General features: G+C 69.7%; 9 protein-coding genes. 8 read left to right on the top strand and 1 reads right to left on the bottom strand.

The window, feature by feature from the left end; all coding sequences use genetic code 11:
- Positions 1-4: 4 nt before the first annotated feature.
- Complete coding sequence (locus ACO6D5_RS11460) at positions 5-1,774, bottom strand: thiamine pyrophosphate-requiring protein (protein WP_485825452.1); 1,770 nt, start codon at positions 1,772-1,774, stop codon at positions 5-7.
- Between the two features lie 253 nt (positions 1,775-2,027).
- Here ACO6D5_RS11460 and glgA point away from each other — a divergent pair, with 253 nt between their 5' ends.
- Genes glgA through treY form a run of 8 tightly spaced genes read left to right on the top strand, consistent with a single transcriptional unit; the run spans position 2,028 to position 21,122 of the window.
- A complete protein-coding gene (gene glgA / locus ACO6D5_RS11455; protein WP_485825451.1) occupies positions 2,028-3,587 on the top strand; it encodes a glycogen synthase GlgA in 1,560 nt (519 codons plus the stop codon).
- Between the two features lie 11 nt (positions 3,588-3,598).
- Positions 3,599-6,817, top strand: coding sequence for an alpha-1,4-glucan--maltose-1-phosphate maltosyltransferase (locus ACO6D5_RS11450; RefSeq protein ID WP_485825450.1), 3,219 nt, complete (start codon positions 3,599-3,601; stop codon positions 6,815-6,817).
- 20 nt (positions 6,818-6,837) lie between these two features.
- Entirely contained in the window at positions 6,838-10,194 is a 3,357-nt protein-coding gene (gene treS / locus ACO6D5_RS11445) for a maltose alpha-D-glucosyltransferase (protein WP_485825449.1), read from the top strand.
- A complete protein-coding gene (glgB, locus tag ACO6D5_RS11440; protein ID WP_485825448.1) occupies positions 10,191-12,398 on the top strand; it encodes a 1,4-alpha-glucan branching protein GlgB in 2,208 nt (735 codons plus the stop codon). The genes treS and glgB overlap by 4 nt, the downstream gene beginning before the upstream one ends.
- 3 nt (positions 12,399-12,401) lie before the next feature.
- Entirely contained in the window at positions 12,402-14,513 is a 2,112-nt protein-coding gene (gene glgX / locus ACO6D5_RS11435) for a glycogen debranching protein GlgX (RefSeq protein WP_485825447.1), read from the top strand.
- Positions 14,510-16,309, top strand: coding sequence for a malto-oligosyltrehalose trehalohydrolase (gene treZ / locus ACO6D5_RS11430; protein ID WP_485825446.1), 1,800 nt, complete (start codon positions 14,510-14,512; stop codon positions 16,307-16,309). Before glgX ends, treZ begins: the two co-directional genes overlap by 4 nt.
- Positions 16,306-18,471 carry a 4-alpha-glucanotransferase gene (malQ, locus tag ACO6D5_RS11425; protein ID WP_485825445.1) on the top strand — a complete coding sequence of 722 codons (2,166 nt, stop codon included), beginning with the start codon at positions 16,306-16,308 and terminating at the stop codon, positions 18,469-18,471. The genes treZ and malQ overlap by 4 nt, the downstream gene beginning before the upstream one ends.
- Complete coding sequence (treY, locus tag ACO6D5_RS11420; protein ID WP_485825444.1) at positions 18,468-21,122, top strand: malto-oligosyltrehalose synthase; 2,655 nt, start codon at positions 18,468-18,470, stop codon at positions 21,120-21,122. Before malQ ends, treY begins: the two co-directional genes overlap by 4 nt.
- Positions 21,123-21,275: the final 153 nt, after the last annotated feature.

The raw sequence follows: 21,275 nt of genomic DNA, 5'->3' as shown, positions 1-21,275 counted from the left end.
GGCCCTAGCTTGCCCACCATTGCTTGATCGTTGCGCGCAGCGCCGCGGCGCCGGTGGCGGCGTCCTCCTTGCGCAGCGCCGCCAGGTAGGCGCCGAACTGCTTGACCGAGATATGCGGCGGCATCGGCGGCACTTCCGGGTCCGTAACCATTTCCAGCACGACCGGCCGTGCGGCGGACAGCGCACGGTCCCAGGCGGGACCGACGTCGTCCGGTTCGGTCACGCGTATTCCCTCCAGCCCCAGCATGCGGCCATATTCGGCGTAGGAGAACGGCGGCAGCCACTGCGAGTCGCCAAAGCGCGGATCGCCGCCCATGACGCGTTGCTCCCAGGTCACCAGGTTCAAATCGCCGTTGTTCAGCACCAGCACGACCAGCGTGGGGTTGGCCCAGCCCTTCCAGCGATGGGCGATCGTGATCAGTTCATTGATGCCCAGCATCTGCATGGCGCCATCGCCCACCAGCGCGACGACCGGACGGCCCGGATGCGCCAGCTTGGCCGCCAGCGCGTAGGGCACGCCGCAGCCCATGCTGGCCAGGCCGCCCGATACCGATCCCATCATGCCGTCGCGCAACTGCACGTCGCGCGCGTACCAGTTGGCGGCCGAGCCGGAATCGCAGGTGACGATGCATTGCGGCGGCAAACGGCGGGACAGCTCAACGAACGGCCGCTGGGGATTGATGCCGTTGGCCTGCACCATCGCGCGGTCCACGACCGTCTCGCGCCAGCGGGCCACGCGCTTTTCGATCCCCTTGCGCCAACGGTCGGACTTTTTTTCCTCCAGCCGGGGCAGCAAGGCCTGCAAGGTCAGGCGCGCATCACCGACCAGCCCGGCCTCGACCGGATAGCGCAGGCTGAGCTTGCGGCCGTCCACGTCGATCTGCACGGCCCGGGCCTGCCCTTCCTTGGGCAGGAATTCGGCATAGGGAAACGAGGTGCCCACCATCAGCAAGGTGTCGCACTCGTTCATCATTTCCCAGCTGGGTTGCGTGCCCAAAAGGCCGATGGCGCCCGTCACGTAAGGCAATTCATCCGGCACGACCGCCTTGCCCAGCAGCGCTTTGGCCACGCCTGCCCCCAGGCGCTGCGCCACGGCCTGCACGTCGGCGCCGGCGTCCAGCGCGCCCGCGCCCACCAGCATCGCGACGCGCTCCCCCCGGTTCAGGATGGCGGCGGCGTTTTCCAGCGCCGCGTCCGGCGGCACGGCCGCGTGCGAGGTCAGGCCGATGCCAGTATGCACCGTCCCGTGCTCGCGGGGCGGCGTTTCGACCGCCTCCAGGTCCTGCACGTCGTTGGGAAAGATCAGGCACGTCACGCCGCGCCGCTCCATGGCGATGCGCATGGCGCGGTCCACCATATGCCGCGCCTGCAACGGCGAGGTCACCATATGGACGAAGTCGTGCGCCACGTCCTTGAACAGGCTGACCAGATCCACCTCTTGCTGGTAGTCGCCGCCCAGGGCGCTGCGGGCCTGCTGCCCCACGATCGCCACCACGGGCTGATGGTCCAGCTTGGCGTCGTACAGGCCGTTGAGCAGATGGATGGCCCCGGGGCCGGACGTCGCCAGGCAAACCCCGACCTGGCCCGTGAACTTGGCATGGGCACATGCCATGAACGCCGCCCCTTCTTCGTGGCGCGCCTGGACGAATTCCAGTTCCTCGTTTCGGCCGAACGCGCCGATCAGCCCGTTGATCCCGTCGCCGGGGTAGCCGAACACGCGTTGCACCCCCCATTCGCCGAGCCGGGCAAGAACAAAATCGGAAACGGTTTTCAAGTTGACGCTCCTTTGCATGATCCGCAGGAAACGCGGCGCGCCGCAATCGCCATGCCCGGCCGCCGCCTCGTCCCCGAAATGCTGCGCCGCTCCCAGTTTTACAAACGTCAGCAACAACGACACCCGACGGTCCCCGAATACGCAACACCTCTTGAACGCAAGGCCGTGGGCACGCGTCTTGCGCATCGATGGCCTTACGGAATCGGGCCCCCTTTTTCAGCGGCCCTCCGACCTTCCCCCCGGAGCAACAAGCATGGCGACGACGACAATACTCATAGTGGCTGCTGAAGCATTCCCCCTGGCCAAGACTGGCGGGCTTGGGGACGCCATCACCGGCATGGCCCGCGCACTGTCCGAACGCGGCCTGACCGCAACCATCCTGCTGCCCGCCTACCGCGGCGTGGCCAGCCGTCTGGACGGACCGCACGAAGTGGCCTGGCTGGAAGATCTGCCTGGCGGCGATGCGCGTCTGCTGGCCGGGGTCTGCCCCGTGTCGGAGCTGCCCTTCCTGCTGCTGGAGAACGACGCGCTCTACAACCGCAGCGGCCTGTATATGGATGATGACGGCCGCGAACACGGCGACAACGGCTTGCGCTATGCCGCGCTGTGCCATGCAGCGGTGCGGATCGCGCGCGGCCTGCCGGGCCTGCCCCGCCCCACGGTGGTGCACGCGCACGATTGGCACGCGGCCCTGACGCCGATGCTGCTGCGCGAGGCCCGCATCGCCGACGTGAAAAGCGTGCTGACCATCCACAACCTGGCATTCCAGGGGCAGTTCCCGCTGGCGGACGCCGCCGCGATGGGCATCCCGCCCGCCTGCCGAAGCGAAGACACCATGGTGGCCTGGGACAAGCTCAACTTCATGAAGGCCGGCATTCGCCATGCCGACCGCGTGACGACCGTCAGCCGCACGTATGCCCGCGAGATCCTGACCCCCGCGTTCGGTTGCGGGCTGGACGGGCTGCTGCGCGAACGGGCCGCCGACCTGATGGCGATCCCCAACGGCATCGATACCGAGCTCTGGGACCCGTCGCGCGACCAGCAGCTGGGGCAGTTGCGCTATCACGCCGGCGACCTCGCCAACAAGCGGCTGTGCAAGACGGTCCTGCAGCGGGAATTCGATCTGCAGCCGGACCCGCAGGCCACGCTGGTTGTCCTGGGCAGCCGGCTGACCGAGCAGAAGATGGCGGACGTCGCGGCCGAAGCCTTGCCCCGCGCGCTGGACGCGCACCCGGAAATGCAGGTGGCCATCCTGGGCCAGGGCGACCGCCGGCTGGAAGGCGCGCTGGCATCGCTGGCGGGGCGCTACCCCGAACGCTGCGCAACCCGCATCGGGTACAACGAGACCGGCGCGCACCGGCTGCACGCGGGCGGAGACATCCTGCTGCATGGCAGCCGTTTCGAGCCGTTCGGTTTGACCCCGTTGTACGCCATGCGCTACGGCACCGTGCCGATCGGGTCGCGCGTGGGGGGCATGGCCGACACGATCAACGACCCGGGCGCGGATGCGCCGCTGACGGCGATGGCGTTCGCCAACGGCCTGCTGTTTGACGGCGACGCGCCCGACGCCATGGCCGACGCGCTGTCGCGCGCGATGCACCTGCGCCGCCATCCCACCTTGTGGCGGGCCATGCAACGCAACGCCATGACCAGCGATTTCAGCTGGCAGCGCGCCGTCGGCCCCTACGAGGAACTGCTCAATTCGCTGGCGGGCCATCCCGTGCCAGAGGACGCCGCCGCAGCTGCCGCGCCCGTCGCCGCGGAACTTCGCCGCGCTCGGCAGGCGCGCGGCTCGATGCCGATGCCCCGTTGAGGCGGACACCTATGGCTGCTGCCCACCGACCCGTCCCGGCCCCGCAGGCGCCCTTGCGCATCTGCCATGCGCCGCAAGGCTTGCCGGACCCTGCGCCGGCGGCAGCAGGCGCGGACGCGCTGGAGGCCAGACTTACCCGCATCCGGCAGGCCGGCTTCGACGCCGTACTGATCCCCGCGCCGTGGCTGTTGCCGGCCGGCGCCCATTCCCTGGCGCCCGTCGACGCGGACCTGAGTGCAATCGGGAGCCGGACGGAACCCATCACCGACCGGCTCTCGCGGCTTTCCCAGGCCACGGCGGCCCAGGATCTGAAGCTGATGGTCCGGCTGAGGTTCGACCGGGTGTCGGTGGAGGCCGGCGCGGGCACCGCGCCGCCGGGCTGGTATCGCGCCCATCCTGAAGACCCGGCGCGGGACCCCCGGATGCCGGTCAGCGACCGGGGCCTGATGCCGCTGCAAGACCATCCGCCGGCAGGCTTTGCGGCACGCTGGGCGGCGCGGCTGTCGGGCTGGGCCGACGCGGGCGTGTCGGGCTTCCTGTTCGATGCGCCGCAGTGCCTGCCGGCCCATGCCTGGCAGGAATTGCTGGCCACGCTGCGGCAGCACGCGCCCCCGCCCGCGTGCCTGGCATGGACGCCCGGCCTCAACCCCCAGCAACTGGACGCGTTGCGCGACGCCGGCTTCGACGGCGTGTTCTCGTCCCTGCCGTGGTGGGACTACAAATCCGCCTGGCTGGCCGAAGAGGCTGCGCGGCTGGAGCGCGTCGCCCCCGTCCTGGCCAGCGTGTCTCCCCTGGACGCCGTGAAGGCAGGCCCAGCCCGCACCGACCCGCGCAGCGCCTGGGCCGCCGCCTTCACGGCGTGCGGCTGGGTGGCCGACGAAGCGGACATCGACCCGCCCGGCCCGGCAGAGGACGTCAACCACTGGCTCGGCGCCCAACCGCTGCCGACCGGCCCGCCCCATGTGCTGGCCGGCCGCGACGGCCGGGCGACGCTGGTGCTGCGCGAGGCGGCGGAAGGCGCCACCGCCATTCTTGCCCTGAATCCCGCCGCCGCCGCGCCTGCCCAGCTTGATTGGGATGCCGTGGCGTCCAGTTTGCCCGCCGGCGACATCCTGCCGCATCGCGAAGGCGACGCTCGCGCGCTTGACGCCGACGCGCTGCCCCCTGCCGGCTGCGCCGTCATGGCGGTGACGCCCATGCCGCCGGTCCGCGAATCCTCCCGCCACCCCGGACCGCGTACCGAAGGCGGGGCCGGCCTGCGCATTGCCATCGAAAGCGTCTCGCCTGCCGTCGACGACGGCGCGCATCCCGTCAAATGCGTCGTGCACGAGCGCGTCACGGTGCAGGCGGATCTGCTGATGGACGGCCACGACCGCATCGCCGCCGAACTGCGCTGGCGCGCGGCCGACGAGCCGCAATGGCGCCGGGTTCCTCTGCGCCTTGTGACCAACGACCGCTGGCAAGCCAGCTTCCGTCCGCGCCGCGTCGGCCCGCACGAGTTCCAGGTAGCGGCGTGGTTCGACGTCTGGCAGACATACCACCATGACCTGGACGTCAAGCACCGGGCCGGCCTCGATCTGCGGCTGGAAGTCGCCGAAGGCGCGCAGTTGCTGCGCGAGGCTGACAAGCGGGCGGCCCGGCAAGCGTCCCCGGACGCCAGCGTCGCCACCCTCAAACGCGTCCTGAACGCACTGCCCGATGCCTTGACCGACGCCGCGCCGACGGACGAGCAGATCGCCCTGCTGCTTGGCGCCGACCTGGCGCGCGCCATGCACGAACTGGACGCGCATCCTTTTGAATCCGTCACGGCGCTGCGCTATCCCGTCTGGGTGGACCGGCCCCAAGCCGCCCACGGCGCATGGTATGAACTCTTCCCGCGCTCGCAGGCGCGCGAACCCGGGCGTCACGGCACGTTCGACGACGTCATCGGGCGGCTGCCCGACATCCGTGAAATGGGGTTCGACGTGCTGTACCTGCCGCCCATCCACCCCATCGGCCTGCGCAACCGAAAAGGCCGCAACAACAGCCTGACCGCGGGACCGGACGATGTCGGCAGCCCCTACGCCATCGGCTCGGCCGAGGGCGGGCACGACGCCATCGAGCCCAAGCTGGGCACGCTTGCGGACTTCCTGCGCCTGGTAGGCGCGGCCCAAGGCCATGGCATGGAAGTGGCGCTGGACTTCGCCATCCAGTGCTCGCCCGACCACCCGTGGCTGGCGGCGCATCCCGACTGGTTCTCGTGGCGCCCCGACGGATCGCTGCGCTATGCCGAGAACCCGCCGAAGAAATACCAGGACATCGTGAACGTCTCGTTCTACGGCGGGCCGCCCCGCCGGGCCCGCAAGCTGGCGCTGTGGCGGGCGCTGCGCGACGTGGTGCTGTTCTGGGTCGACAACGGCGTGCGCATATTCCGGGTGGACAACCCCCACACCAAACCGCTGCCGTTTTGGCAATGGCTGATCGCCGAGGTGCATGGCCAGCATCCCGACGTGCTGTTCCTGTCCGAAGCCTTCACCCGCCCCAAGATGATGTACCGGCTGGCGAAGGTGGGGTTCACGCAGTCTTACACTTATTTCACTTGGCGCAACGACCGGGCCGAACTGCAGGCCTATCTGGAAGAAATCTCGCGGCCGCCGCCAGCGGACTTCTTCCGGCCGCATTTCTTCGTCAACACGCCGGACATCAACCCGCTGTTCCTGCAGACCTCGGGCCGCGCCGGCTTCCTGATCCGCGCCGCGCTGGCCGCGATGGGCTCGGGCCTGTGGGGCATGTATAGCGGGTTCGAATTGTGCGAGGCCGCGCCCATACCGGGCAAAGAGGAATACCTGGATTCCGAAAAGTACGAACTGCGCCCGCGCGACTGGCATCAGCCCGGCAATATCCGCGCCGACATCACGCGCCTGAACCAGATCCGGCGCGCCAATCCCGCGTTGCAGACGCATCGCGGCCTGACGGCGATCCCCAGCGGCAACGACCGCGTGCTGGCCTTCGTGAAGGCGACGCCGGGACTGGGCAACGTCGTGCTCACGGTGATCAGCCTGGACCCTTTCCACCCGCAGACCGCGCATCTGGACGCCCCGCTGTGGCTATTCGCCGACGCCGGCCCGGCGCAGCTGGCGGCCGAAGACCTGCTGACGGACAGCCGCGAGACCTGGCGCGGCGCGGCGCGCGCCGTGACGCTGTCCCCCGACCAACCCTATCGCGTCTGGCGCCTGTCCCTCAATGGTTGACGCCGAACGGAGCCCGACAAATGATCAGTGAAACCCAGCCCATCAAGGACGACGGCCTTTGGTACAAGGACGCGGTCATCTACCAGCTGCATGTGAAGTCGTTCTTCGACTCCAATGACGACGGGGTGGGAGACGTGCCCGGCCTGATCATGAAGCTGGACTACATCGCCAGCCTGGGCGTGAACACGATCTGGCTGCTGCCCTTTTACCCCTCGCCCCGGCGCGACGACGGCTACGACATCGCGGACTACCGCGGCGTGCACCCCGACTATGGCACCGTGGCGGATGTGCGCAAGCTCATCCGCGAGGCCCACGCGCGGGGTTTGCGCGTCATCACCGAGCTGGTCGTGAACCATACGTCGGACCAGCACCGGTGGTTCCAGCGCGCCCGCACGTCGCGCCCGGGATCGGCGGCGCGTAATTTCTACGTCTGGTCGGACAACGACAAGGCCTATGCCGGCACCCGCATCATCTTCTGCGACACGGAGAAATCCAACTGGACGTGGGACCCCGAAGCCAACGCCTATTTCTGGCACCGCTTCTATTCCCATCAGCCCGACCTGAACTACGACAATCCGCAGGTCCTGAAGGAAGTACTGTCGGTCATGCGCCACTGGCTGGACATGGGCGTGGACGGGCTGCGCCTGGACGCCGTGCCCTATCTGGTCGAACGCGAAGGCACCAACAACGAGAACCTGCCCGAGACGCACCAGGTCCTCAAGCAAATACGCGCGGTGATCGACGCCGAATACCCGGGCCGCCTGCTCCTGGCCGAGGCCAACCAGTGGCCCGAGGACGCCCAGGAATACTTCGGCAGCGGCGACGAATGCCATATGTCGTTCCACTTTCCGCTGATGCCGCGCATGTACATGGCGATCGCGCAGGAGGACCGCTTTCCGATCACCGACATCATCCGCCAGACGCCCGACATCCCGGCCACCTGCCAATGGGCCATTTTCCTGCGCAACCACGACGAGTTGACGCTGGAGATGGTGACAAGCCGCGAACGCGACTATCTGTGGAGCGTGTACGCCGCCGACCCGCGCGCCCGTATCAACCTGGGCATCCGCCGCCGGCTGGCCCCCTTGCTGGAGCGCGACCGCCGGCGGGTAGAACTGATGAACAGTCTGCTGCTGTCGATGCCCGGCACGCCGGTGCTGTACTACGGCGATGAGCTGGGCATGGGCGACAACGTGCACCTGGGCGACCGCGACGGCGTGCGCACGCCGATGCAATGGTCGCCCGACCGCAACGGCGGCTTCTCGCGCGCTGATCCCGAACGCCTGCCCTTGCCCGTGTTGATGGGCCCGCTTTACGGCTACGAGGCCGTCAACGTCGAAGCCCAGCAGCGCGACCCGCATTCGCTGCTTAACTGGACGCGGCGCATGCTGGCGCAACGGCGCCAGACGCATGCGTTCGGCCGCGGCACGCTGCGCTTCATCCTGGCCGGCAACCGCAAGATCCTGGCCTACCTGCGGCAATGGAACGACACCATCATCCTGTGCGTGGCGAACCTGTCCAATGCCGCGCAGCCCGTCGAACTGCCGTTGCAGGCGTTCAACGGCCGGGTGCCCGTCGAAATGCTGGGCGGCACGCCGTTCCCCGCCATCGGCGAACTGCCTTATCTGCTGACGCTGCCGCCCTATGGCTTTTACTGGATGGACCTGAGCGCGGACGCGGCGCCGCCCGGATGGCATGCCAGCGGCCCCGCCCAGATGCCCGAACTGACGACGCTGGTGCTGAAGTCGCGCGGCGGCGCCGCCCTGACCGATTCGTCGCGCGCCACACTGGAAAACGAAGTCCTGCCCGAGTACCTGGCGCGTCAGCGCTGGTTTCCCGGTTCGCATGCGCCCGCCCGCGCCCGCCTGGCCTACGCCACGCCCTTCACGGCCACGGGCGGGGAATACTACTGGGCCGAGGTCGAACCCGAAGACGGCGTGGATGGCTTGCGCGCCCAGGCGCCCTTCGTCCTGGTGTGGGACGAAACGGCACAGGTGCAGTACCCCATCGCGCGCGTGCGCCGGGGCGCCGAAGTCGGCACGCTTGCCGATGCCTTCCTGCAACCCGGCTTCGTGCTGGGCGTGGTCGAGGCGTTGCGCGCCAGCCGCGAGCTGGACGGCCGCGCCGCCGGCAAGCCGGGCGACAAGCCCGGCATCATCCGCTACCTGCCCGAGCCCGGCCTGGCGGAGGTGGAATTCGGCGAGGAACCCGCGCTGCAGTGGATCAGCGGCGAGCAATCCAACAGCTCGGTCATCATCGGCGGCCACGCCATCCTGAAGCTGATCCGCAACGTCCAGCCCGGCGTCTCGCCGGAAGTCGAATTGACGCGCCACCTGACCCGCGCCGGCTACGCGAACATTCCCGCGCTGCTGGGCGAGGTGCTGCGGATTGACGCCGACGGCGTGCCGCATACGCTTGCCGTGCTGCACGCGTTCGTCACCAACGAAGGCGACGCCTGGACGTGGACGCTGGACTTCCTGAAACGCACCTTGGGCGCCGCGCTGCTGGGCGGCGACAGCCCCGACGAGTTCGAGGCCTCCCTGGAGGGATACACCGTCATGGCGGCCACGATCGGACGACGCCTGGCCGAATTGCACAACGCCCTGGCGCAGCCGTCTGACGACCCCGCCTTCGCGCTGCGCACGGCGACAAAAGCAGACACAGAGGGACACGCCGCCCGGATCATTGCCCAGCTGAACCGCGCGGAGCAAGACCTGCGCGCGGTGCTGGACACCCTGGAGGCCCCTTCGCACGCCTGCGCGCAGTGGTTCTTCGAACATCACGCGCGCCTGGTCAAACAGGTCGACGCCATGGCCAAGGCGCTGACCGGCGCCCCGCTGATCCGGGTGCACGGCGACTTCCATCTGGGCCAGGTGCTGGTGGCGCAGACCGATGCCTACCTGATCGACTTCGAAGGCGAGCCGATCCAGAGCCTGGAGGCGCGCCGGCAGGTCAACACCCCCTACAAGGACGTGGCCGGCATGCTGCGTTCGTTCGACTATGCCGCGGCGTCCATCGCGCGGGGCGATCCCCTGGGCGGCGCGCCCACGGACGCCAACGCGGGGCCGGCGGATACGCCTGCCGCGCCCGGCGCGCCCGTGGAACTGCGCGATACCTTGCTGGCGCGCTTCGGCTCCCGCTCGGCGGAGGCCTTTCTGCAGGGCTACCAGGAGGCCACCAGCACCGCCATCGCCTTGCCGCCCGCGCAGGAAGATCCGTTGCTGAAACTGGCCGTGCTGGAAAAGGCCGCCTACGAGGTCAGCTATGAAGCCGCGCACCGTCCCGACTGGATTTCCATCCCCCTATGCGCGCTGACCGGGCTGGCGCGCGAACTGCTGCAGGCTGCCGCGATCAGCAGCGAGGAACACGCACAATGAACAGCACCGCCAACGCCACGTTGCCGCCCCGCGCCAAGCCGGCCGGTCAGGTCGATCCGGCAACCCTTGCCGCGCTGGCTTGCGGCCTGCATGCCGACCCGTTCTCGGTGCTCGGCCCCCACGAGGGCGTGGTCCGGACGCTGGCGCCCGGCGCGGCCGCGGTAGAGGTCGTCACGCCGGACGGGCGGCGCGTAGCGCTGCAAGAGCAGGCGCACGGGCTGTACACCGGTTCGGCCCCGAGCGCCTGCCCCGGTCAGCCGGGCTCGTACCAATTGGCGATCGAATGGCCGGATGCGGAACAAGTGACCCCTGACCCTTATGCGTTCGGCCCCATGCTGTCTGCCCGGGACCTGGATGCGCTTGCCAGCGGAGACTGGCGCGCCGCGCTGGAACTGCTGGGGGCCAAGCTGGCCGACATGGACGGCATCGCCGGCCTGCGTTGCGCGGTATGGGCGCCCAATGCGCGCCGCGTGGCGGTCGTGGGCGACTTCAACAGCTGGGACGGCCGCCGCCACCCGATGCGCTTGCGCCACGCCGCCGGCGTCTGGGAACTGTTCATTCCCGGCATCCAGGCCGGTGACCGGTACAAGTTCGCCATCACCGACGCCAATGGCGCCATCGCGCTCAAGGCCGATCCCATGGCGCGCCGCGCCCAGGCGGCCCCGGCCACGGCATCCGTCGTGGACGACCCCTCACCCTACCCCTGGACGGACGACGCATGGATGCGAACCCGCGCCGCGCGCCAAGCGCGCCAAGCCCCTATTTCCATCTACGAAGTGCACGCCGGCTCCTGGCTCGCGCCCGATGGCGCGCCTTGCGTCTGGGACCAGTTGGCCGACAAGCTGCCCGCCTACGCGCACGCCATGGGGTTCTCGCATGTCGAGTTGATGCCGATCATGGAGTATCCGTTCGGCGGTTCCTGGGGCTACCAGCCGCTGGGCCTGTTCGCGCCGTCCGCGCGCTTTGGGCCGCCCGACGCCTTCGCGCGCTTCATCGACCGCTGCCACGCCGCCGGCATCGGCGTCATCCTGGATTGGGTTCCCGCCCATTTTCCCGATGACCCCCACGGCTTGGCGCGCTTTGACGGCTCGCCGCTCTATGAATACGCGGACCCGCGCGAAGGCTATCACCCGGACTGGAACACGCTGGTCTACAACCTGGGCCGCACCGAGGTCAAAGCCTTCATGATCGCCAGCGCCATGCACTGGCTGCGGCGTTTCCATATCGACGGCCTGCGGGTGGACGCGGTGGCGTCCATGCTGTATCGCGACTACAGCCGCCAGCCCGGCGAATGGATCCCGAACCGCCACGGCGGGCGCGAAAACCTGGAAGCCGTCGCGTTCCTGCAGGAGTTGAACGCCACGGTCCGCGAAGAAGCACCCGACACCATCGTCGTGGCCGAGGAATCCACCGCCTGGCCCGGCGTCACCGCGCCGGTGCAAGAAGGCGGCCTGGGCTTTCACTACAAATGGAACATGGGCTGGATGCACGACACGCTGCGCTATCTGCATGAAGATCCCGTGCACCGCAAGCACCATCACCACGACATCACCTTCGGCATGGCCTACGCCTATTCCGAACGCTTCGTCCTGCCCCTTTCGCACGACGAAGTGGTGCACGGCAAGGGCTCGCTGCTGAACAAGATGCCCGGCGACCGCGCGGCCAAGCTGGCGAACCTGCGCGCCTACCTGGGCTTCATGTGGGCGCATCCGGGCAAGAAGCTGCTGTTCATGGGCGGCGAACTGGCCAGCCCGACCGAGTGGAACCACGATGCCGCGCTGGATTGGAATCTGCTGGACGACCCCGGCCACAAGGGCGTGCAGCGCCTGGTCGCCGACCTGAACCGGCTGTATCGGGAAACGCCCGCGCTGCACGAGCTGGACACCGACCCGGCGGGCTTTTCCTGGGTGGTGATGGACGACGCCGACAACAGCGTCGCCGCATTCCTGCGCCAGGCCGGCGGATCGCTGGTGCTGGCCGTGTCGAATTTCACGCCCGTGGCGCGCCATGGCTACCGCGTCGGCGTGCCGATGGCCGGAGGCTGGAGGGAAACACTGAACACCGACGCGGGCTGCTACGGCGGCTCGGGCCAGGGCAACCAGGGCGCCGCGCTCACCGTGGCGGAACCTTCGCACGGCCACGCGCAGTCGCTGCCCCTGACGCTGCCGCCGCTCTCCACCCTTTTCCTCACGCTACAAGGCTGATCCATGGACCCCTCACAATTGACCCGCCTTACCACCGGCCAGCCGTACCCGTTGGGCGCGGTCAGCGACGGCCTGGGCGTGAACTTCGCCGTCTTCTCCGCCAACGCCACGCGCATCGAGTTGTGCGTGTTCGACGCGCGCGGCCGCAAGGAGCTTCGGCGCTTCGATCTGCCGGAATGCACGGACGAGGTCTGGCACGGCTACCTGCCGGACGCCCAGCCTGGCCTGGTCTATGGCTACCGCGCGCACGGCCCCTATGACCCCCGCAACGGCCACCGCTTCAATCCGCACAAGCTGCTGCTGGATCCCTACGCACGCCAGCTGACCGGTCCGGCCAGCTGGAGCGACGCGCTCTTCGGCTACCGGCTGAACCACGCGCGCGCCGACTTGTCGATGGACCGCCGCGACAGCGCGCCGGCCATGCCCAAGGCGATCGTGACGGAAGACATCCCGTTCAACTGGGGCAACAGCAAGGCGCCGCACACGCCATGGGTGGACACCACGATCTACGAAGTGCATCTGCGCGGCGTGTCGATGCAGCGCGAAGACCTGCGCCAGCCGCTGCGCGGCACCTGCGCCGCACTGGCCGACCCGCGCTTCATCGAGCACCTGCACCGCCTGGGTGTCACCGCTGTCGAACTGCTGCCGGTGCACGCCTTCCTGCAGGACCGGTTCCTGCTGGAGCGCGGCCTGCGCAATTACTGGGGCTACAACACGCTGTCGTTCTTCGCGCCCGAGCCCGCGTACCTGCAGCGCGGTCCCAATGACCTGCGCCAGGCGGTCCGCCGCCTGCACGCCGCCGGGCTCGAAGTGATCCTGGACGTGGTCTACAACCACACTTGCGAAGGCAGCGAGCTTGGCCCCACGCTGTCCTGGCGCGGGCTGGACAACGCCAGCTATTACCGCCTGATGCCGGGCGAAGAGCGCTACTACATCAACGACACCGGCTGTGGCAATACGGTGAACCTGTCGCACCCGCGCGTCCTGCAGATGGTGATGGATTCGCTGCGCTACTGGACGGATTCGTATGGCGTGGACGGCTTCCGCTTCGACCTGGGCGTGACGCTTGGGCGCGAGGGCACGGGCTTCGACCCGGGGTCGGGCTTTTTCGACGCCCTGTTGCAAGACCCGGTGCTGGCCGGCGTGAAACTGATCTCGGAACCGTGGGACATCGGGCCGGATGGCTATCAGCTGGGCAACCACCCGCCCGGGCTGGCGGAATGGAACGACCGCTACCGCGACACGGTGCGGCGCTATTGGCGCGGCGATGAAGGCATGCGCGGCGACATGGCGGCCAGGCTGTGCGGTTCGCGCGACGTCTTCGACCGGCGCCATCGCCGGCCTTGGGCCAGCGTCAACTTCGTGGCATCCCACGACGGCTTCACGACGCAAGACCTGGTGAGCTATGACGGCAGCCACAACGAGGCCAATGGCGAAGGCGGCAACGACGGCCACGGCGAGAACTACAGCCACAACTGGGGCGAGGAAGGGCCGACGCAGGACGAAGCCATCCTGGAACGGCGCGGTCAAGTGCAGCGGGCGCTTCTGGCGACGCTGTTCCTGTCCGACGGCACGCCGATGATGCTGGCCGGGGACGAATTCGGCAACAGCCAGGACGGCAACAACAATGCGTACTGCCAGGACAGCCCCCTGTCGTGGCTGGACTGGACGCTGGCGCAAAGCGATGCCGGCCGCGCCTTGAGCCATTTCGTGGCGCGTGCCGTGGCGTTGCGCCGCGACCATCCCAGCTTGCGCGCCGCGCGCTTTGGCGACGCCGCCCAGGAAATCTGCCCGGGTGTCGCGGCCATCGGCTGGTTCGACACCGCCGGCGGCCCGATCGGCCAGGAGGCCTGGGACGACCCGCAAGCGCTCACCATGGCGCTGCGCCGCGCCGCGCTGCGCGAAGACGGCAGCGCGGACATCACGCTGCTGCTGCTGAATCCGGGCGCCGAACCCGCCGTTTTCACCCTGCCCCCGCCCGCGCAACCGTGGATCCGGGAACTGGATTCCGCCACGCAGGTCCCGGCGGCGCCGGTCGCCGAGACCGACGTCACCGTGCAGGCGCACAGCCTCGTGCTGCTGTCGGCCACCTGCATTCCCGGAGCGTCGTCATGACGGCCTGGCCCGAGCCCTACACCCATGGCGCGCTGCCCCTGCCCGACGGGGGCACGCGCTTTCGCCTGTGGGCGCCCACCGCGCCCGCCGGGCTGGCCTTGCTGATCGACGGACGCGACCCGATCCCCCTGCGCCCCGACGCGGAGGGCTACGCCCAGACCGACGTCGATTGCCCGCCGGGCACCCGCTACCGCTACCGCATCGGCGACGGATTGGCCGTGCCGGACCCGGCCTCGCGCCAGCAAGACGGCGACGTGCACGGCGCCAGCATCGTCGCCGAGCCCGACACGTATGCCTGGCAGCACCCGGCCTGGCATGGCCGGCCGTGGGAGGAATCCGTCATCTACGAAGCGCACGCGGGCCTGGCGGGCGGCTTTGCGGGCTTGGCAGACCGGCTGCCGGCGCTGGCGGCGTTGGGCGTCACCGTCATCGAACTGATGCCCGTCGCGGATTTCCCCGGCCCGCGCAACTGGGGCTATGACGGCGTGCTGCCCTACGCGCCGGACGCGGCCTATGGGCCCCCGGACGCGCTCAAGCATCTGGTGGACACGGCGCACGGCCTGGGGATGAGCATGATGCTGGACGTGGTCTACAACCATTTCGGCCCGGACGGCAATTACCTGCCGCAGTACGCCGCGCCCTTCTTCCGCAACGACGTGGCCACGCCGTGGGGCAACGCCATCGATTTCCGCCAGCCGGCGGTGCGCCGCTATTTCGAAGAGAACGCCTTGTATTGGCTGACGGAGTTCCGTTTCGACGGCCTCCGGCTGGACGCCGTGCACGCGATCTCGGACCCGGACTGGCTGGTCGAGCTGGCGCAATTCGTCCGCGGACAGATCCCCGCGCAACGCCACGTCCATCTGGTCCTGGAAAACGACGACAACCGCGCCAGCCTGCTCGTCCAGGGGTTCGACGCCCAATGGAATGACGACGCGCACCATGTGCTGCATCACCTGTTGACTGGCGAATCGCATGGCTACTATGCCGACTATGCGAACCGCCCGGCCGAGGCCCTGGCGCGGTGCCTGGCGCAAGGCTGGCTCTACCAGGGCCAGCCTTCGCCCTTTCGCCAGGGCGCCCCACGCGGCGAACCCAGCGGCCATCTGCCCCCCACGGCGTTCGTCCTCTTCCTGCAGAACCACGACCAGACCGGCAACCGGGCCGCTGGCGAGCGCTTGACGGTGTTGGCCGAAAACACGGAACGCCTGCGCGCCGCCGTCGCGCTGCAACTGCTTGCGCCGCAGATTCCGCTGATCTTCATGGGCGAGGAATCCGGCAGCCGCGCGCCCTTTCTCTATTTCACCAGCCACACGGATCCGGACCTGGCCCAAGCGGTTCGGGAAGGACGCCAGCGGGAGTTTTCGGCCTTTCCCGGCTTTGAGGACGGCGGCGCCCACGGCGTGCCAGACCCCAATGCCCCCGCCACCTTCAGCCGAAGCGATCCATGGCAGCCAGGCAACAACGACGACGCCCAGCGTTGGCGCACGCTCTACGAGGCGCTGCTGCAGCTGCGCCAACGCGTGATCGCGCCAAGGCTGCAAGGCGCTCGCAACGTGTTTGGCCACGCCGTCGGCAAGCACGGCGTCCACGCGCAATGGCGCCTGGGCGATGGCGCCCGGCTGACGCTGTACGCCAACCTGGGGCCGGTGCAGGAAGCGCTGCCGCCCAAGTTCTCGGCGGCTGGCCATTTATTTTCTTCGCTGCTCTTCGAATCCCGCGCAGGGGCATTCGATGCCTTGTCCCTGGGCAGCATGTGTTCGGAGAGCACGGTGTGGCTGCTGGAGGACGCGACATGAGCACCATCGCGCCAACCGCCTTGTCCGCCCTGGCCGCCGAAGCCGGCATCGCCGAAGACTGGACCGGCGCCGACCGCCGCCCTCGCCGCGTGTCCCCCGATACGCTGCGCGCCTTGCTTGACGCGATGGACCTGCCCGCCGGTTCCGACGCGGACATCCGCGACAGCCGCCAGCGCCTGTCCGCGGCCTCGGCACAAAACCATCTGCCCGCGATGCTGATCGCGTTGCCGAGCGAAGCGGTGCCGTTGCCCGCGGATTGCGCCGGGACCTGCCAGATGCAGGCGCCGTCGCAAGCGCCCCTCTCCACCCGCACCGCCCCCGGCCCGGACGGCGCGCCAACGCTGCGCGCGCCCGCCACCCCTGGCTACTACGCGCTGAGCACGCCAGGTGGCGACACCACGCTTGCCGTCGCGCCCCGACGCGCGCCGACGATCGACGAGCTGGCGGGCGTCAAGGATGCCCGCGCGTGGGGACTGGCCGTGCAGCTCTACAGCCTGCGCCGCCCCTCCTCGGACCTGACCCAAGCCACGCACGGCTTCGGCGATTTCGGCGCCTTGCGCGATCTGGCCGTCGCCGCGGGGGCCGCGGGCGCGGATGCGCTGGCCATCAGCCCCGTCCACGCGATGTTCGCGGCGGACCCCGCGCAGTGCAGCCCTTACTCGCCGTCCAGCCGACTGTTCCTGAATACGCTGTATGCCGACCCCGCCGGCGTGCTTGGCGAAGGCGCGGTGCGCGCTGCGCTGGCCGGCATGGACCAGACCCGATTGCGCGCGCTGGACGCCCGCCCGCTGATCGATTGGCCCGCCGCGGCCACCCTGCGCCATCAACTGCTGCGGCGCCTGCACGCCGGCTTCCCGGCGGACGCCACGGCGGCGCACCGCCAGGCCTATGACGCCTACCGCGATGCGGCCGGCCCCGACCTGCGCGATCACGCCTTGTTCGAATCGCTGCATGCGGATCAGACGCAAGCGCATGGCGCGCCCCTCGCCTGGACCGACTGGCCCGCGGGCCTGCGTGATCCACGATCCGCGGACGTGCGACGCTACGCCGACGGCCACGCCGAAGACATCGACGCGCACATGTTTGGTCAATGGCTGGCCTCGGCCAGTCTGGCGCGGGCACAACAAGCCGCTCGCGACGCCGGCATGCGCGTCGGCTTGCTGGCAGACCTGGCGGTAGGCGGCAGCCCCGCAGGCAGCCACGCCTGGAGCCGCCAGGCCGACCTGATGTCGCGCACCAGTGTGGGGGCGCCGCCGGACCTGCACAACCCCCTGGGCCAAGGTTGGGGGCTGACCGCCCTGTCGCCCGCCGCCTTGCGGGAGTCCGGCTACTCGGCGTTTCTTGCCATGCTGCGCGCCAGCCTCGCCCACGCGGGCGGCGTGCGCATCGACCATATCCTGGGCATGGCGCGGATGTGGCTGATCCCCGATGGCGCCCGCCCGCAGGACGGCGCCTACCTGCGCTACCCGCTGGCGCAGTTGCTGCGGTTGACGGCGCTCGAAGCCTGGCTGCATGGCGCGTTGGTCATCGGCGAGAACCTGGGCACCGTGCCTGAGGGCTTCGACGCCCAACTGGAAGACCACGGGCTGCTGGGCATGAACGTACTGTGGTTCATGCGCGCGGCCGATCCGGCGCCGCAGGAGGCGTCAGACCCGGCCGGGGACGCCCTCCCGGAAGCGGCCTCGCCCGCCGCCTTCCTGGCCCCGAACGACTGGCCGGCGCACGCCGTGGCAATGACGACCACGCACGACCTGCCCACGCTGGAGGGCTGGTGGCACGCGCAAGACATCCTGTGGCGTTCCCGGCTGCAATTGCTGGGCCCGGACCAGGACGAGGCCGCGATGCGCGCCGCGCGGCTGGAAGACCGCGCCGCCCTGTGGCGGACCGTGCAGTCGACCTCGTCCACCGCCGCCAGGCAACCGACGCCGCGCGAACCGCCTGGCGCCGAACTGCTGGGCTTCGTCGCGTCCACGCCTTGCCCGTTGATGCTGGTGGCGCTGGAAGACCTGACCGGCCAGCTGGATCAGCCCAACCTGCCCGGCACCATCGCCGACCATCCCAACTGGCGCCAGCGCGTGCCGCTCTCCGTCGCCGACTGCCTGAATGCGCCAGCCAGCGTGGCGCGTCTGCAGCCGGTACGCGCCTTGCGGGGCCGCCCATGAACGCCCCTCGCGCCACCGCGCGCCTGCAACTGCATGCCGGGTTCACGCTGGACGACGCCCGCGCGCAGCTTCCCTACTACGCCGCGCTGGGCGTCAGCCACCTGTACCTGTCGCCCGTCACGCAGGCCCGCGACGGCTCGACGCACGGCTACGACGTCATCGACCACCAGCGCGTCAACGCGGCGCTGGGCGGAGAAGCGGCGCTGCGCCGCCTGGCCGCGGCCGCCCGCGACCTGGGCGTAGGCCTCATTGCGGACATCGTGCCCAACCACATGGCTGCCCACGCCTCGAACGCGTGGTGGGCCGACGTGTTGCGCCTGGGCCAGCGCAGCCCGCATGCGCGCGTGTTCGATATCGATTGGCAGGCGCCCGACCCGGCCTTGCGCGGCAAGGTGCTGCTGCCGGTGCTGCCGGACCCCTACGGGGCATGCCTGGCATCGGGCGCGATACAGCTTGTCCACGACCAGGACGCCTTCTTCGTGTCGGTCAGCGCTCAGCGCCTGCCCCTTGCTCCGGGATTCGCTGCGGACGCAGGCGGCCCCGAGACGACCTGCGCGGCGTACAACGCACAGACTGCCGACGCGCGGGCCCGCCTGCACGATCTGCTGGAACGCCAGCACTACCGCCTGGCTTGGTGGCGGACCGCGCCGGAACAGATCAACTGGCGGCGCTTCTTCGAAATCAGCGAACTGGTCGGCGTGCGGGTGGAGGACGACATCGTCTTCGACGCCGTGCATGGCATGGCGCTGCGCTTGTACCGGGAAGGCGTGCTGGACGGCCTGCGCATTGACCATGTCGACGGCCTGACCAGCCCCGGCGCCTACCTGCGGCGCTTGCGCCAGAGGCTGACGCAGGCACGCGGCGAACGGGCAAGCGCCTACCTGATCGTGGAAAAGATACTGGCCGACGGCGAAACCCTGGATTTCCGCTGGCCGGCCGACGGCACGACCGGTTACGACTTCATGGATCAGGTCGGCGCGCTGCTGCACGCCCCGGGCGCCAAAGCGCCGCTTGAGGCATTCTGGAATTCGCTCACGGGCGATCCCCGCGACGCGTCCGCCCAATTGCAGGACGCGCGCCACCGGATGCTGGCCCGCCATTTCCCGGCCGAACGCCAGGCCCTGGCGCGGGCGCTGGCACGCGTCGCCCGGATGGACCTGCGTACCCGCGACTGGACCGTCACCGCCATCGACCGCGTGCTGACCGCCTTGCTGGCCGCGTTTCCCGTGTATCGCACGTATGCGGAAGACGGCGGACGCAGCCCGGCGGATGCCGACTGGTTCCGCGCCGCGCTTGAGCACGCGCGCGCGGCGCTGGGGCCGGACACGGCGGACGCGCGCCTGCTCGAGCAGATAGACCCATGGCTAAGCGGCGCCCCCGTGGAGGAGCGCCTTGCGACCAGCGGCGACGGCGCCCCCGAACCGCACGCGTTGGCCGAGGCCCTGGCCCACTGCGTGCGGCGCTTTCAGCAACTGACGCCGCCATTGGCAGCCAAGGCGCTGGAAGACACGCTGTTCTACCGCCGCGGCCCGCTGCTGTCGCGCAATGAAGTGGGGTCCAGCGCCGAACGGTTCTCCTTGTCCCCCGACGAGTTCCACGCGCTAAGCGCCGAACGTGCCGCCACGCACCCCCATGCCATGCTGGCCACGGCAACCCACGACCACAAGCGGGGCGAAGACACGCGGGCCCGCCTGGCGGCGCTGAGCGAAGCGCCCGACGAATGGATCGCCCTTGCCCAAGCGTGGGTCCCGCGACTGGCCCGGCCCGGCCCCATCGCGCCTGCCGACGCCTATCTGCTGCTGCAAAGCCTGGTCGGCGCGTGGCCGCTGGCCCTGCCGTCCGAGCCCTCTGACGGCGCGTTGGCCGACTATCTGGCCCGTATCGCGCAATGGCAGGAAAAGGCGCTGCGCGAGGCCAAGCTGCGCACCAGCTGGACGGACCCGGACGCAGGCTATGAACAAGCGGCGCAGCGCTGCGTCGACGCGCTGCAAGAGTCGGATGAAGGCCAAGGCCTGCTGCGCGAAATTGCCGCCTACACGCTACGCCTCGCGCCGGCCGGCCTGGTCAACAGCCTTGCGCAGGCCTTGCTGCGCTGCACGTTGCCGGGCGTGCCCGACCTGTACCAGGGCGCGGACCTGTGGGACTTCAGCCTGGTTGATCCCGACAACCGGCGCCCCGTTGACTATCCCACGCGGACCGGCCTGCTGGCCCTGGACGATCCCGGCACACCTATAGCCACCAGCGCCGCGGCATGGCAAAGCGGCGCCATCAAGCAGGCGCTGATCCGCCGCGCGCTGACCCTGCGCGCCCGCGACCCCGCGCTTTTCAGCGACGGGCGCTGCGAAGCGCTTGCCGTGAGCGGCCCGCAGGCCGCCCACGCGCTGGCCTACGTGCGTCGCCATGAAACGCGATGGGTGCTCGTCGTCGCCCCGCGGCTGTGCGCGCGCGCGTTGGCCCCTTACGCGCAGGGCCAAGCCGGCCAGGCGCATCGGTTCTGGGACGGCACCCGGATCCAGCTGCCGCCCGGCCTGCCTGCGGCGGACCTCGTCGATGCGCTGTCCGGACGCCACCCCGGCGCCGACGCCGCCGGCGACATCGACCTGGGCGACCTGCTGCGCGATTGCCCGGTCGCGCTGTGCGTGGCGGCCTGACACGTTCGGCGTCGCCCGCCGCCCACCAGGACGCCGCCCCCGCACCGACGCGCATGCCCCCCGCGCCCGACCGGCTTGCCTCCTGGATTTGCGCTGAGGCCGCTTTCTCTTTACGCTCTCGGATCTTTCGCGGGCCGCAAACCATCGGCCCGG

It is taken from the genome of Achromobacter sp. (genome assembly GCF_057314935.1).
Note: the sequence above shows the minus strand (reverse complement) of the source record. Positions and strands in the feature narration are given on the sequence as shown.

Excerpts from the sequence above, each read along its gene's own strand:
- malQ (WP_485825445.1), top strand. The coding sequence starts at position 16,306 with ATGAGCACCATCGCGCCAACCGCCTTGTCCGCCCTGGCCGCCGAAGCC.
- glgB (WP_485825448.1), top strand. The coding sequence starts at position 10,191 with ATGAACAGCACCGCCAACGCCACGTTGCCGCCCCGCGCCAAGCCGGCC.
- treZ (WP_485825446.1), top strand. The coding sequence starts at position 14,510 with ATGACGGCCTGGCCCGAGCCCTACACCCATGGCGCGCTGCCCCTGCCC.
- ACO6D5_RS11450 (WP_485825450.1), top strand. The coding sequence starts at position 3,599 with ATGGCTGCTGCCCACCGACCCGTCCCGGCCCCGCAGGCGCCCTTGCGC.
- treS (WP_485825449.1), top strand. The coding sequence starts at position 6,838 with ATGATCAGTGAAACCCAGCCCATCAAGGACGACGGCCTTTGGTACAAG.
- glgX (WP_485825447.1), top strand. The coding sequence starts at position 12,402 with ATGGACCCCTCACAATTGACCCGCCTTACCACCGGCCAGCCGTACCCG.
- glgA (WP_485825451.1), top strand. The coding sequence starts at position 2,028 with ATGGCGACGACGACAATACTCATAGTGGCTGCTGAAGCATTCCCCCTG.
- treY (WP_485825444.1), top strand. The coding sequence starts at position 18,468 with ATGAACGCCCCTCGCGCCACCGCGCGCCTGCAACTGCATGCCGGGTTC.